The sequence below is a fragment of the Glaciecola nitratireducens FR1064 genome, from assembly GCF_000226565.1.
Classification (GTDB): domain Bacteria; phylum Pseudomonadota; class Gammaproteobacteria; order Enterobacterales; family Alteromonadaceae; genus Glaciecola; species Glaciecola nitratireducens.
On sequence record NC_016041.1, the window covers coordinates 3,913,595 to 3,927,921 of the forward strand.

Annotated in this window: 11 protein-coding genes; 4 read left to right on the forward strand and 7 right to left on the reverse strand. The window is 43.1% G+C overall.

From position 1 onward, the window contains the following. Positions 1-54: 54 nt before the first annotated feature. The 3 genes from GNIT_RS16520 to GNIT_RS16530 form a co-directional block, all read right to left on the reverse strand. Positions 55-1,542 carry a TolC family protein gene (locus GNIT_RS16520; RefSeq protein ID WP_014110453.1) on the reverse strand — a complete coding sequence of 496 codons (1,488 nt, stop codon included), beginning with the start codon at positions 1,540-1,542 and terminating at the stop codon, positions 55-57. Positions 1,543-1,724: 182 nt separating this feature from the next. Continuing rightward, on the reverse strand, positions 1,725-2,117 hold the full coding sequence (locus GNIT_RS16525) for a hypothetical protein (RefSeq protein WP_014110454.1): 393 nt from the start codon (positions 2,115-2,117) through the stop codon (positions 1,725-1,727). 233 nt (positions 2,118-2,350) lie between these two features. Further along, the gene (locus GNIT_RS16530) at positions 2,351-3,031 is read right to left on the reverse strand and encodes an SDR family oxidoreductase (RefSeq protein ID WP_014110455.1); all 681 of its coding nucleotides are present in this window, start codon (positions 3,029-3,031) and stop codon (positions 2,351-2,353) included. An 837-nt stretch (positions 3,032-3,868) separates the two neighbouring features. Here GNIT_RS16530 and GNIT_RS16535 point away from each other — a divergent pair. The 4 genes from GNIT_RS16535 (at position 3,869) to GNIT_RS16550 (ending at position 9,506) form a co-directional block, all read left to right on the forward strand. Next, positions 3,869-5,455, forward strand: a complete 1,587-nt coding sequence (locus GNIT_RS16535) for an OpgD/OpgG family glucan biosynthesis protein (protein ID WP_014110457.1) — start codon at positions 3,869-3,871, stop codon at positions 5,453-5,455. Further along, positions 5,431-7,542, forward strand: a complete 2,112-nt coding sequence (gene mdoH, locus GNIT_RS16540) for a glucans biosynthesis glucosyltransferase MdoH (protein WP_083822463.1) — start codon at positions 5,431-5,433, stop codon at positions 7,540-7,542. The genes GNIT_RS16535 and mdoH overlap by 25 nt, the downstream gene beginning before the upstream one ends. 121 nt (positions 7,543-7,663) lie before the next feature. Continuing rightward, a complete protein-coding gene (locus GNIT_RS16545; RefSeq protein ID WP_014110459.1) occupies positions 7,664-8,248 on the forward strand; it encodes a YceI family protein in 585 nt (194 codons plus the stop codon). A gap of 130 nt (positions 8,249-8,378) precedes the next feature. Continuing rightward, positions 8,379-9,506, forward strand: a complete 1,128-nt coding sequence (locus GNIT_RS16550; RefSeq protein ID WP_014110460.1) for a patatin-like phospholipase family protein — start codon at positions 8,379-8,381, stop codon at positions 9,504-9,506. Positions 9,507-9,582: 76 nt separating this feature from the next. On the opposite strand, the gene GNIT_RS18500 is transcribed toward GNIT_RS16550, so the two are convergent. The 4 genes from GNIT_RS18500 to GNIT_RS16575 all read right to left on the reverse strand — a co-directional run bounded on the left by GNIT_RS18500 (position 9,583) and on the right by GNIT_RS16575 (position 14,255). Then, positions 9,583-11,286 carry an alpha/beta fold hydrolase gene (locus GNIT_RS18500; protein WP_337999073.1) on the reverse strand — a complete coding sequence of 568 codons (1,704 nt, stop codon included), beginning with the start codon at positions 11,284-11,286 and terminating at the stop codon, positions 9,583-9,585. Between the two features lie 220 nt (positions 11,287-11,506). Beyond that, positions 11,507-12,874 carry an MFS transporter gene (locus GNIT_RS16565; protein WP_014110462.1) on the reverse strand — a complete coding sequence of 456 codons (1,368 nt, stop codon included), beginning with the start codon at positions 12,872-12,874 and terminating at the stop codon, positions 11,507-11,509. Positions 12,875-12,996: 122 nt separating this feature from the next. Further along, positions 12,997-13,203 (reverse strand): YheU family protein, encoded by a 207-nt coding sequence (locus tag GNIT_RS16570; RefSeq protein ID WP_014110463.1) that lies wholly within the window; start codon positions 13,201-13,203, stop codon positions 12,997-12,999. Then, positions 13,200-14,255 (reverse strand): hydrolase, encoded by a 1,056-nt coding sequence (locus GNIT_RS16575; protein ID WP_014110464.1) that lies wholly within the window; start codon positions 14,253-14,255, stop codon positions 13,200-13,202. The genes GNIT_RS16570 and GNIT_RS16575 overlap by 4 nt, the downstream gene beginning before the upstream one ends. Between the last annotated feature and the right edge of the window lie 72 nt (positions 14,256-14,327).

Here is a 14,327-nt window from a genome sequence, read left to right on the forward strand (position 1 = left end):
TTTTGGATGCTGAAGAACTTTTTTTACCAGAGGTGGTTTCTTGTGTGCTGTTCATTAGTATTCCCCTACCTTAACTGCAGTTGCGGGTTGTGATTGTTGGTCAAAGCGCTCAATAGAATCAAAAGCTCTGGCAGTATTAAAAGTACTTTCTTGTGTCGTAAAATAATAGTTCAACTCAACTTGCGCCTTTAACAAATCAACCTCAATGTTGAGCATGTCTATTCGAGCGTTCAAGTCGTCAATGCGAGCCCGAACGACTTCAGAAAAATCACCGTCATCATTGGTGTAGGCAGTCAACGACGCTTCTGCCTGTTCTCTTGTTTGAACCAAGATATTGTCATCGAATAAGGTTTGCCTTTTAAGCAAACGTTGATAACGCGACCACGTTGATTGTAGCTGTGAAACCAGTCCTCTTAATGCCAGTAGTTTGTCTGTCTTTATCGCCTCTGCTTCGCGAACTGCTGCAGATACTTTTTTGTCTTGCGAACTTTGCGTGAAAAGAGGTAAATCGAACGACAAGCCAACAGAAAAGAAATCGGCGCGGCTGCGACCGAGCTGATCATCAGCTCTGTAAGCATAACTAGCGTTGACTCCCCACTGCGGCTTATAAGCTTGCTTAGCTAATTTGATACCAGTTTCACCCGCATCAATGCGCTGCTCAATTGCTAGAATTGACGGATGGGCATTTAGCACTTGCGCTAACGCCTGCTGATCGAACCCGGCCAGCAACTCTACTTTGGACTGCGCGAGACTTTCTATGCTAGGGCGCTCAACAGAGACGCGTTTGTATTGTGCGAAATCGACAGAAGCCAAAGGTTGTGGATTACCATTATTAAACCACTCAAGTAACTGGCTACCTGCTTGTTCTTTTTGCGACATCAGTGTATTCAGTCGGTCTTCAAGTCGCGTGAGCTCGAGTTGTGCTCGCACGATGTCTTGCTGGCGCACGTTGCCAACGGCTGACGAATAACTAGCTTGCACTATTTCGGCCAATTGCTGAAACAATGCTTTGTCGTTTTCTATCAACGCAACAATCTGCTGCGCTCGGTAAACTTCCAGCCACAGCGATGAAACCATTACCTCGGTTTTCGCCATTCTGTCTTGGCGCAGCAATGGATATTGATAAGCCAATTCTTGCAGTTGTTTCCGTTGGATACCACGGCTGTTTCCGCGCGTAAACTGCTGCGCAACGCCAGCTTTTAATTGCGTCATGGGCTCTTGATCGAACACAAATCCATCGGTAGGTAGATTTGCCAAACCAATAGAAACAACCGGATTGGGCAAAGTATCAACGGCGTCACTTCTATCCAACATAGCTTGCTCGCTGATCTCGCTGCGTACTAACCATGGATCATTAGCAATCGCGAGCGATATAGCCTGAGGCAAGGTCAGTGATTGCATACCTTTTTCCTTGGTATCAACGCCTTGCTTGGCCCGTTGATTAGCGTTGGCATGGCTAACTGGCGCTGCAAAATTAAATAATACAATGGAAACCATCGCAGTTTTCAGTGAAGGAAAATAACCCGATTTTAAAAATCTCATTTTCGACTCTTTATGACTAATGTTGAGCTTGTTGTCTTTTTTTGGCTTACGCCTGAATGCCACCTTTTGAGTGGATCTCTATTTGGAGCAGGTTAGGTCTGTTGGTTTTTGGGAAGTGAAAGTTTAACGCTTCACAACGTCATACTAGGACGAAATGAACCTCTTACAATCATCAGACAGATCTAGCCTGCAAAATTAGAGAGGTATTTAGGAGGGCGTTGCTGACTGGGAATAAAGGTGTAAACGAGACTACCGTCAGTGTCGGCTAACTGCTCGTCGCTTTGATGAGTAGCCACTTGTACATTTATGTCAATTAGCACTGCCAAAGACAGCATGCCAAGCGGGCAGTCACAGTCTTGTTGGCAGCAGTCATGGTTCATCATCTGCATGCTTTGTGCTGTTTGCACGGCATTTTCTGTTACTTTACTGACCATTAAGCGTGGTGCCATATTTTCAGACATCATCGTACTACTCTCGCTGTTGAAGCAAGCCATTGAAGAAACTGCAAAAGCTTCTCCTGCCTGCGCAACGAGCAAAAACATGATCATGATGAAGCTGATTAAGCGATTAAACACGAAGTTGAGTACACCTTAGTAAACAGATGAAACCAGCTTACATGTAAAGCTGGTCAGTTTTTTTACGACACATTTCAGTCTAGCACATACGACGTTGATAAATCACTCTCGCAAATAAAATGCAAAGAACTGTTAACGTGTGGTCTGAGTATAGTGCTTTTTTTTAAAATTGTAAAAATCATAGAAATTAAATCCGGATTGCTTCGTGCAGATTTTTAAATTTCGACAATATACTACTTAGTAGGCATCAGTGTGATTTCCCTCACCGCGCATCTTGGCTCGGCAGAAATAGCGAAAAGCACCGCGTCGGCAATATCCTCTGGATCAAGCTTATCGGGCTTAGCTTCATCGAAAAATGGGGTATTCACCATGCCTGGACAAATGGTTGTGCAGCGACCTTCCCACTCTGCCATTTCAGCTGCTAGGTTCTGGCCAAAACCATAGGCAAACCACTTTGTAGCGCCGTAAACTGAGCCCTTGAGAGTAATTTTTCCAGCAATCGAGCTTGTAAGAATGAAGTGGCCTTTGGTTTCCTTCAAGGCCTTCATACTCGCTTTGGCGGTATAAAGTAGGGCGTTAATATTAACGTCTATCATCGTTTTCCATTCTTCTGGATCGCCACCTTCTATGCTGGGTGTATTAACCCCTGTTCCAGCATTCGCAAAAACAACGTCGATCCGACCAAACTTTTCCTTTCCTTTAAGCACTACGTTTTCCAACTCAGCAAAATTAGAAGCATCTGCAGCGACAGCTAAAACGCGATCAGTTCCCCACTGTTGTGCTATAGCATCTAATTTATCTTTGCGACGGGCAGTGATAATGGCCTTATGGCCAGCACCCAACAATTTCTTAACTGTTGCAGCACCAATTCCACTCGATGCACCTGTGATCAAAACAACTTTTTGCTCTTCCATTTATGCTTCCTCTAATAATAATACCGCTAAGGGCTAATTTTATGACCGCTGACTGCTAGCCTAAACAATAATAGCAGCAGCAAACTTTGTACCAATTAGATAGAACCAATTAAAGCTATATAAAACATAAAGTTAAGCGTGTATACATACATTTTCACAGAATAAACCTTAGCGGTATGACTAACATTTTTAGACTCATTGTAAAATTTTCACGCCGTCCACCGTACAAAATGAACAAGTGTCTGCATGAAGCGACATAATCTCATCAAATATTAAAAATAAGTTAGTAAAACCAGTCATTTATGCTTAAATTAGTGTTGCAAAAAGGAGACAACATTGTCGTTTCTGAGGAAATTCCGTAATACCTGCCCATTCTTTGCAAATTTTTCAACATAAAGTGCTTTTGCTTGAGCAACACACGTTCATCTTGATTTTTTTCAGTGCTAACATTGATGCGTAGATTTACATTAATTTCAGTGAGTTAGTCAGCTTTATCTTTACGAAAAAAGCAAATATCTGAAAAATCGAAGCACCAAACGACTTGGCCTGCGGTTTGCAGAAAGCCTAGTAGCTATTGTTCGTTGCTGTTGTTTCAAACTAAGAGCCATGGCCTATTAGCAAAAGATCACGCTGAATAGACCATTTTCAATATTGCATTTGCCGCCGAGCTCTTCATAGCGAAGCTTTTTATAGCGAAGCTCTATATAGCAAAACTTTTTGTAGCGAGCTCTTCTCAGTCACGTTTTTTATAGCAAAGCTCATCATTATCTAAGACGCTCAAATGTCAAATAATGCTTTTATGGCAATGCCATTTTACACTGTATAAGGAATATCATTTTGTTAAAGCAATCTTCTATTTTGGTTGTAGTCGCCTTCATTTTTTACTTCTCAACATTCGGCTTTGCGCAGAAAGTAGCGGAGAATAAAAACGATTCTGCTGAGCAAATGACGCAGATCGCTAAAAGCGAAGCTGAACCTCAAAGACTGACACATCGTTTCGATCGCAAATGGCTCGAAAACAAAGCAAAGGAACTTGCCACTTCTGATTATAAATTACCGCTCATTCCTGATGACAACCCGCTTAGCCAAATGAGCTATGATGACTACAAGAAAATACAATTTAGACGTGCCGCAACGATTTGGTCAAAGGAAGACCGCCGGTTTCGAATAAATCCACTGCACCCTGGCTTCCTATTTAAGACCCCAGTTAATCTTAACCTTGTCGTCGCGGGCACCTCACGCCGTATACTATATACCAGTGAAATATTTGCTTATGATGATCAGCAAGCAAAAGACAAAGCATCTAACGCTCAAGGTTACTCAGGCTTTAGCGTCACGAACCCTATCAACAACGCCGAAAAATGGGACGAGTTTTTAGTATTCCAAGGAGGCACGTACTTTAGAGCAGTAGGGCAAACAAACTGGTACGGGCTATCAGCTCGCGGCTTGGCGATTAATACCGGTCGTCCGTCGGGAGAAGAATTTCCTGTATTTACCGATTTTTGGGTTGAGCGGCCATCGGAGAATTCCGAAAGCCTAGTCGTGCATGCGCTAATGGAGAGCAAATCTGCGACAGGTGCTTATACGTTTACCGCTACGCCTGGCGAGAATACTGAAATAAAGGTTGTTAGTACTCTTTATCCGCGAAAAGACATTAACGCGTTTGGCATCGCTCCTCTTACCTCCATGTTTTTGTTTAATCCAGTTAACAGTAATCGTTTTGACGACTTCAGACCTGCGGTTCACGATTCAGATGGATTAGCGATGATAAAACAAAATGGTGAGAGACTATGGCGCCCGCTATCTAATCCATCAAAGCTTCAAGTATCAGTATTTAAGGACGAAGCAATTCAAGGCTTTGGATTAATGCAGCGTACTCGTCAATTTCAAAATTTCGAGGATATCGAAGCGCATTATCAAGATCGGCCCTCCGCTTGGGTCACCCCTATTGGTGACTGGGGACCTGGTCATGTTGAGTTGCTAGAAATACCGACAAAGCAAGAAATTCACGACAATATCGTTGCGTTTTGGCAACCTGAAGAACCATTAAAAGCGGGTCAAGAATACAAATTTGCATACACACTTTCATTCGGCTCCTTCGCCCCGCAGAACAATATCGAAGGACAAATAGTCTCGACCGCCTCAGGTTTGACCTTAGGTTCTGAAACGGAGCGCGATTTTGTGATTGATTTCTCAGGCACTGATTTTCCTAACAACCTTAGAATAGATGCAAGCAGTTCAACGGGTAAAATTACGGGAACAATAAGTAAGATTATTCCGCAAACAGGAAAGTTGAGGGTAATCGTTAAGTTTCAAGCAGATGACGCTGACCTTTCTGAGCTTCGTGTTTCTTTATATGACGATAAAAAATCTGATGAACCAAAAAAATGGGGTGAAACATGGCTGTACCGATGGACAAGATAAGTACGCTAGAAAGGGCAACCCCAAGGGAAGCTCCTCTACTAATGCCGCCGCAGGACTTTAAGAAGAAGCCTAATGTTAGACACTTCTGGCAAGGATGGAGAGCGCTAGTTGCAAGAGTAATGACATTCGGTGGTGCGCTGGGCATGACGGCCTACGCAACCTACCAAATGGTCTTGATCGTATCGCAAGGCGAAGTGACTGTTTTGCAGTGGATGATGGTCGGACTTTTTTGTATCACCTTTGTTTGGATAGCTCTTGCAGCTTGTGCTGCGGTCGTCGGCTTCCTATTCTCCGGAGAATCAAAGCAACAAATTAACAAAACGGATATCGACAATAAGAAAACGGTATTGTTGATGCCGACCTATAACGAAGACCCCGCTGAAACCTGTGCTGCATTATTCAGTATGGGCAAGGAGCTGATCAAAGCAAATCTTAGCGAGCAGTTTGAAATTTTCATCATCTCGGATTCAAACAACCCAGAAGTTTGGGTGAAAGAAACAGCGGCTGTTGTGAAACTGCGAGAAGCGCTCACACCTGACATCAAGGTTTGGTATCGCCGCCGCCACGACAATAAAGCAAAGAAAGCAGGAAATGTACATGAATTCGTCAGCCGATGGGGAGCGCGTTACGATTTTATGTTGGTGCTTGATGCCGACAGTTTACTGTCTTCCTCTACCCTACACACACTGATGCAAGAAATGGCCAGTGACCCCAAGAGCGGCATTATCCAAACCTTGCCCTGTTTGTATCGCGGTGAAACGCTCTTTGCAAGGCTACAGCAGTTTGCTGGCTCTATTTACGGACCCATCGTCGCCCGAGGTATCACTGCATGGCAAGGCAATGATGGCAACTATTGGGGACACAACGCGATTATCAGAGTGAAGGCATTTGCAGATTCTGCAGGTTTGCCAACGCTGGGTGGCATAAAGCCCTTTTCTGGCGATATTTTGTCCCACGATTTTGTGGAAGCTGCGTTAATGCGACGTGCTGGTTGGTCAGTAAGAATGCTTCCCGCACTAAAGGGATCGTGGGAAGAGAGCCCACCGAGTCTTTCTGAAGTAGCGGTTCGTGACAGAAGATGGGCTCAAGGCAACATTCAACACTTGGCCGTGCTCAAAGCAAAGGGCTTAAGATGGCCAAACCGCTTCCATATGATCACGGGCGTAATGGGCTACATGGCATCCCCTTTTTGGTTTGCTTTAATCCTAATTGGGGTGGCGATGGCCATTCAAATACACTACGTCAACGTCGAATACTTTTCTGATCAAATTAGTTTGTTACCTAACTGGCCGGTTTTTGATTCCGAACGCATGATTTATTTGTTTATTTTTACCATGGGTATTTTATTAGTTCCCAAGGTCTTGGGTGTCATTCGCGCTTACTTTCATTCGCCTCTGCGCAAACCCCTCGGTATTATTCGAATGACCCTGGGCATGCTGGTAGAGACTTTTTTCTCCGTCTTGTACGCCCCTATTTTTATGTTGATACACAGTAAGCACATTATCGATATATTCAGAGGACGCGATTCTGGATGGTCGACTCAACAAAGACAATACGCTGGAACACCTTGGCTACAGTTGAGCAAACAGCACTTCTGGCATACCTGTATTGGCTTGGGCTTAGCCTTTGTTTGCTATTACTATTCGCCCATGTTGCTTGCTTGGTTGTCTCCTACGCTTATTGGTTTGATATTCTCAATCCCATTGTCAGCGCTAAGTGGCAGTAGAAGTCTGGCCAAGGCCTTGCGATTTTTGGGTATATTAAACATACCAGAAGAGGTCAACGAACTTGACATTATTCGCCAACGAGATGATTTTTCGAAAAAGCTAAATGATTATTTGCAATATGTTAACGTTAGCTCAGTCATAGCCGACGCTAATATTCGCCATTCTCATTTCAGTCTAGTGGCGCCGGCACCAAAACCACAACGAGGTCATCCGCCAATTGATTATATTAGTGCAAGGTACAAAATTGCTGACGCTAATAACAGAGAAGAGGCACTTGGATGGATGAGTAATAAAGAAAAAATAGCATTGTTGGAAAACATGGACGACATGTCAGCTTTGGCTAGATTAACAAGTGTATAATTGAGTTTTCTCTAAAATAGAAAGCTCGCAGTAAATGTCCTCAGTCAGCATAATGAGCAAACTATTTTTCTCACTATGCTGTATAAGTCATATAAATTTAAACTAATAAACGGGAGACACCATGTCAAAATCAATCTTAAGCTCAGTTGTTCTATCTATCGCACTGTCGGTCAGCAGCTTCAACACGCTTGCGCAACTAACATTAGACAAAGCACAGTCGACAGTAAATTTTATATCGACAAAAAACGAGCATGTATCAGAAACTCATACCTTTGATAATTTCTCAGGTGAACTTAGCGAGCAAGGTAAGTTAACAATCACTATCGATATAGCATCTGTTGAGACACTAGTACCGATTAGAAACGAACGCATGCAAAAGATGCTTTTTAATATGAGCGATTACAGTTCAGCAACCTTCACTGCACAAGTTGATCCAGCTTTAACCAAGCTTGAAGCAGGCGAAATGAAGCGAGTCACCGTTGCGGGCGAGATGATGATTGCAGGAAACAAAGCACCAATTTCATTTGAGGTGATGTTAACTGGTTTGAAAGATGGCAGCATAAACGCAACAACCGCAACGCCAACTATCCTGAGCGCAAGTGAATTCAATCTTGATGAGGGAGTCGCGGCATTGCAAAAAGTAGCGAATTTGAAGAGTATTTCAAAATCGGTGCCGCTAAGTTTTAGCGCTACATTCAGTCGCTAGGATTCTTTAACTGATACTACCCCCCTAAATGCTGAGCGAAGCATAAGGGTACCTGCAGCCACCTAATAAATTAATGCGTAAATCAACATTATTAATATACAAGCTTGTTTAAGTTGACTACAGTAGATAAATGAGAACAGCATTAATTTTATCAGGTGGCGGTGCCCGCGCGGCTTATCAGGTCGGTGTGTTAAAAGCACTGGCTGAACTCTTGCCTGAAAATACGCCCAATCCTTTCACTATTATTTGCGGCACTTCCGCAGGCGCTATTAACGCAGCGAAACTAGCCACTGAGATTGACGACTTTCCAAAAGCTATTAGCGGACTAGAAGATATCTGGACCAATCTTACGTCTGAAAGCGTCCACCGCGTCGACTATTTTACGGTGCTTAAAAGTATCGTAAAAATTCTCGGGTCTTTTTTTCATAGTGGCATCGCTCAAGGCAAGCCTCTTTCTCTGTTCGACAATCGGCCTCTTTTTTATTTGCTAAAGCGCACTATAGATATGTCGCGATTGAATACAATGATTACGCAAGAGCATCTGCATGCACTGTGTATCAACGCACTCGGCTATACTTCTGGGCAGAATATTTCATTTTTTCAAGGGCACCCCTCAATTGAAAGCTGGAAAAAGGCCCGCAGATTAGGTCTACCGACATCACTTCAACATAAACATTTAATGGCTTCATCGGCCATACCTGCTGTTTTTCCGTCCATTAGAATCAACCGTGAATATTTTGGGGACGGTGCTGTCCGTCAGTCTGCTCCGCTAAGTGCTCCCCTAGAAATGGGTGCAGAAAAAATACTGGTTATTGGGGTAAGCGGTAACGAGGATGAAATCGAACGATTACCGACTGTTCATTCACCTTCTATTGCGCAAGTCTTCGGGCATATGCTTAACAGTGCATTCATAGATGCGATGGATGAAGATTTAAGTATATTGGAACGATTCAATAAATTAGCACGCAACATGGCACCCGAGCAGCGCAAAGCGTTAAATATTGCCCCCGTCGATGTGCTTATTATCAAACCGACCATAAAATTTGACCAATTGGCCCAGCAATACGAGCACTTACTACCGCAATCAATGCGTTTTTTATTATCGATTATTGGTGCAAATCGTAAGGGTAGCGGCACTAGTTTAGCGAGCTACATATTGTTTGAAAAAGCGTATTGCCAAGCGCTTATTGAAAGCGGATACCAAGATGCCATGCGACAAGCCGATGAGATAAGAAGCTTTTTAGACATAGAGCACTGAATAACAGACCTTTATTCGACGTAGGGTGTGTTAGGTTGGATAGATAAAGTATGCCAGCAAATTCGAGAATATGTAATTAAGGAGCGTTAACCACGACCGTTTTATTTCTGCCTGTACGCTTTGATTCAAGAAGCCCATTGTCAGACATCAATAACAAACGGTCAATATCAGCGCGCGTACTCACCTTGCTTACCACTAAACCAATGCTGACGGTAACTAAAATACCATCAACAGCTTGAGATGCGACTCTTTCGCGTATATTTTCTGCAATGATAAACGCATCTTCTTCTTCGACATCAGGAAGTATAAGAACAAATTCCTCGCCTCCAACTCTTGCTACCAAGTCATTTGTTCTGCGTCCTTGTAACAGTTGTCTAGCAACGTGTTTCAACACTTTATCGCCGGCTTGATGCCCATGTGTATCGTTAACTTTTTTAAAAAAATCAATGTCCAGCGTAAGAACTGCATAAGACGAGGCGCTTCGTCTCATTTGGCTATCAATGATAGTAGCTTGGCGCAATAGTTCTCGACGATTTAGAAGACCCGTTAAAAAATCGGTTGATGCTAATATAAGTAAACTTTTATTTTGGGTAACAAGCTGCTCTTTGGTTTCCATTAGTTCAGAGTATAGCTTGTGATGATTTGTACCTTTAAATAGTGACCAATACGATAAGCCATCTGCGGCTAAGCTGATATTAACCACCACGGGAATTTCTTCAGCATGCTGATTGAGCCAAGATAAATGTGTTTCCTCAATCTCTCGTTTGACTGCTAATAAGGGGTAAATGTGTGTGTTTAAGTAAAAGTTTGCCGCATGGGTAAGATATTTGGAAATTGGTTGACCAACCAGGTTTCCTGAGTCCGCATCAAATAGCCTATTCATGTATGTGTTTGCCATAACAAACTGTTTATTTTTGTCGACAATAAAATGTCCAGAACAATAATCATTCAAAACCTCTATATTGGTATTGTTTGGGTTTTGATTATTCACTTGTAGAAAGTTCAGTATAGGCCGAATTATCGTTTCCGAATGAGTCATATGCAAACAATGACCAACGGCATCAACGACGACCAACTTACTATTGGCTATGTGTTGGTGCATATATTTAGTAACATCTTCCGTCACTAGCTTATCGGAAGAGCTTTGCAATATAAGTGTTTTAGCGCTTATTTTGGGCAGCATTTCGCGATAGTCCGATAAAAAAGTAGCTCTGGCAAACGTCTTTGCGACCAAAGGCTCAAGTTTGTAAAAGCTGGCTAAAAGCTCATCGCTCAACTCTTCAGAATTAGACTCTCCCAACACTAGAGGAGCTAAGTAATTTGCCCAATCGACGTGGTTTTTGTCCATCAAGGTTAAAAGATTTTCTAAATCGTGCCGCTCAAACCCTCCTTCATAGCCTGGTAGATCATTTGCAAAGCAGGGTGAGGGACATATCATCACAATTTTACTGATAACATCGGGGATTTTTATTGACGCAAGTGCAGCAATGATGGCACTTACAGAGTGGCCTATAACAACAACATCTTTTAATGACAAAAAATCAATAATATCGACGATATCTTGCGCATAGCCCTCTAGCCGAGAATACTTTTTAGTAGAAAAGTCTGTGATAGTTGATTGGCCAGAGCCTGTGTAATCGAAAAGAATGACTTGGTGAGTTTTAACAAGGTCAGGCACTAGAAAACGCCACATAGTTTGGTCGCAACCAAAACCATGTGCTAGGACCACACTTGGAGCTTTTGGATCTCCTAGAACATTGACATTATTTCGTACCTTCACATTACTTATAATTCCGTCGGTGTTGGAACATTCAGTACTGAACACTAACTCGGGTTAAACGCCCACATTCAGTTGTCCTAATGTCGTAATTATATACCACTAAAGTATAGGTAGTTTGGATGAAAAAGCAACAGTGATAAAATACTGAATTATCTCTTAACTCAGTAAACTTGCAATAAGAGTCGTTACTGACCGTCTCCTGAACGCTCAGAACAACCTGTTACTGTTTGCCGCGTACGGCGGAGATTACGCTGGCGATAATCACGAATGATAAAGACATCAGTAGCGCTAAAGAAATAGTGCTCATCAGTGCTGGGTTACTTTCAGGACCAAAGTTAGCGTCTCCAATGTAATAGTGCATCATCAGGTTCACCAAGCTCATACCCACTAAATTACCGATGGTACGCGATAAATTCATAGATGCAGAGGCAACACCGACTTCTTGCTCTTTCACTGCCCCCATGATTGCGCTGTTGTTAGGTGTTGAAAATAAACCGAAACCTAAACCCACTAAGCCCAATGACCCGCCGATATAAAATGCCGTTGTATCCGGACTAATTTGGATAAGAAATAAAAAGCCGACGGCAACGATCGAGCAACCGATTGTGGCGATAATTCGAGGCTGAAAACGGTCTGCTAACTTCCCTGCGAAGGGTGCAACAATTGCCATACAAAGCGCCTGCATCAGCAAAATCTGACCTGCATAAGCGGGACTAAAACCTTTGATATATTGTAGATACAAACTAAGTAAAAAAATAATCGCAAAGTTGCTGCCATACATTAGAAAAGAGGTTGATAGTGATAAGCTAAAGACTCGGCTCTCTCGAAACATTTGTACCCGAATCAAAGGCTGCCGGTCTCGACTCTGATGCACAATAAACCCAACTAAACTTAACAACGAAACAAGCAGCAAAGCAAAACCTAGCAAACTCGGTAGCTTACTCAAACCATAAACCAAGGTGCATGCAAAGGTGATAAAAATAGCGGACCCTATCCAATCAAACCGTGAGTGATGCTCGTTTTTCCATTCTCCATGCAGCTTTAACTTCATCAATATGAGCAGCGCAATCACCAGTGGAATTTGAAAATAGAACACGGCGCGCCACCCCAATAATTCTGTCAGCCAACCGCCTACCGCGGGAGCAAGGGTCAAGCCAATATAGACGCACGCAGCCAGCACACCGAGCGCAGCACCGCGCTTATGGGAGGGCGTAACCGAGGTAATGATCGCCACACCTGTGCTGAAAATCATGGCGCCTGCTGCGCCCTGCATAAAGCGCCAGAACAATATCCAATCAATGTCAGTCCCAATTGCGCACATTAATGCACTGAGCGCGTTAAGCAAAAGCCCGTAAGCATAGACACGCTTTCTTCCGTAATTATCAGCTAACTTGCCAAACGGAAGCATAAACGCAACATTAGCCAAGATGTATAAGGTAGGCAACCAAGACACCTTTATAGCACTTGCTTGTAAATCCTCAGCTAACACTGGAATAGCGACATTCACTGCCGCCATGCCCATGGGCGCAATAAGGTAACCGATGCAGACGGCTATGAGTGCAACAGTGGTAACGGGAAAACGAGACAAAGAAAGATCCTAGATTAAAAAATTAATGGATGTTGAAAGCGGTAACATCCTATCCTAGCTGGAGCAATTGACGCTGATAGGTAGCTACACGTTTATGTTCAGCACTTTATGTAAATATGGGGCTATGGTTTTTCAATAATATTCACACTTTCATGCTCTTCCGAATATTCAATCACAATATCGCCAGACCTTAGCTGTTCTATAATTTGCTCTACTTTTTCCTGCAAACCTATTTCAACTTCGCCGTAGTCTGTGCCCTCACGTAATACAAAGCTTTCAACTAGGCTCTGAAGTGTTTCCTCATCAATCGAGTCAAAGGGAATGATCATACGTTTATCTCAGTTTTGTTTGCTGTTTCGGTGGACGAAATTCGTTGATACTGTTCTTCAAAAAACTGAGATATACGGTCCTGAAGCCACAGTTTTGGGGTGAAAGGTGTTCCATGTAAAAATCCTACATGCCCGCCTTTCTCACTCAATTCATAAGCCACTGACTTAGATAACTGATTATCGCTCGGAACGACAGACTCTGTCATAAAAGGGTCGTCCTTTGCGTGCAACACCAGCGTGTTGGTGGTGATATTTTTCAGCATTGGCATTGCGCTGCATTGCTCATAGTAGTCATCTGCGCCATCGAACCCATGAAGCTGCGAAGTAACCTCCTGATCAAATTCTCTGAACGTTGATAGTGCTTTTACCTCATTAGAATTAATGCTTAGCAAATGCCGCATATCCATGCGCCGCATTTTTTCAAGTAAGTTTTGTTTCATGCTATTAAGCAGGTAATGTTGATACAAACGTGAAAATCCGCGCTGCATTCGCAGTGCGCATTCAGCCAACAATAATGGCGCTGATACCGCTACAGCTGCGCAAAGCACTTTTTGTCCAGCGGTTTCACTTAACAGTTTTAGCAGCATATTGCCGCCTAGCGAGTAACCAACCGCAAACACAGGCAGGTTTGGATAGCGCTGTTTAACATGCGCGATAGTCTGCATTGGGTCTCCTGTTTCGCCTGAATGATATGCACGAGGGGTTATATTAACTTCATGGCTACAGCTTCTGAAATGCATCAGGGCAACGATAAAACCGTCATTTTTCATACGATTAATAAGATGTCTTGCATAATGCGAATTTACCGAGCCCTCAAGACCATGGAATACAACCACAACGCCCTTAGCAACTTTAGGAGAAAGACTGTCAGGCAAACACCACGCAATATCAAGAAAATCGCCGTCCGGCGTGCTGATACGTTCATTCGTGGTGTTTAAATCTGGTTTTTTCATCATGTAACGCGGCCAAATAGTTTGGATATTCGCATTGCGAGCCCAACTTGGTGCCTTAAATGTGGATGACACAACCTTACCGAATTTACTCCTAAACATGCTTCTCCGTTACCTTAATAAACTGTTTTGCCTTGCTTTATTCCTGCGTCCGAATGCACTGTCGTCACGATT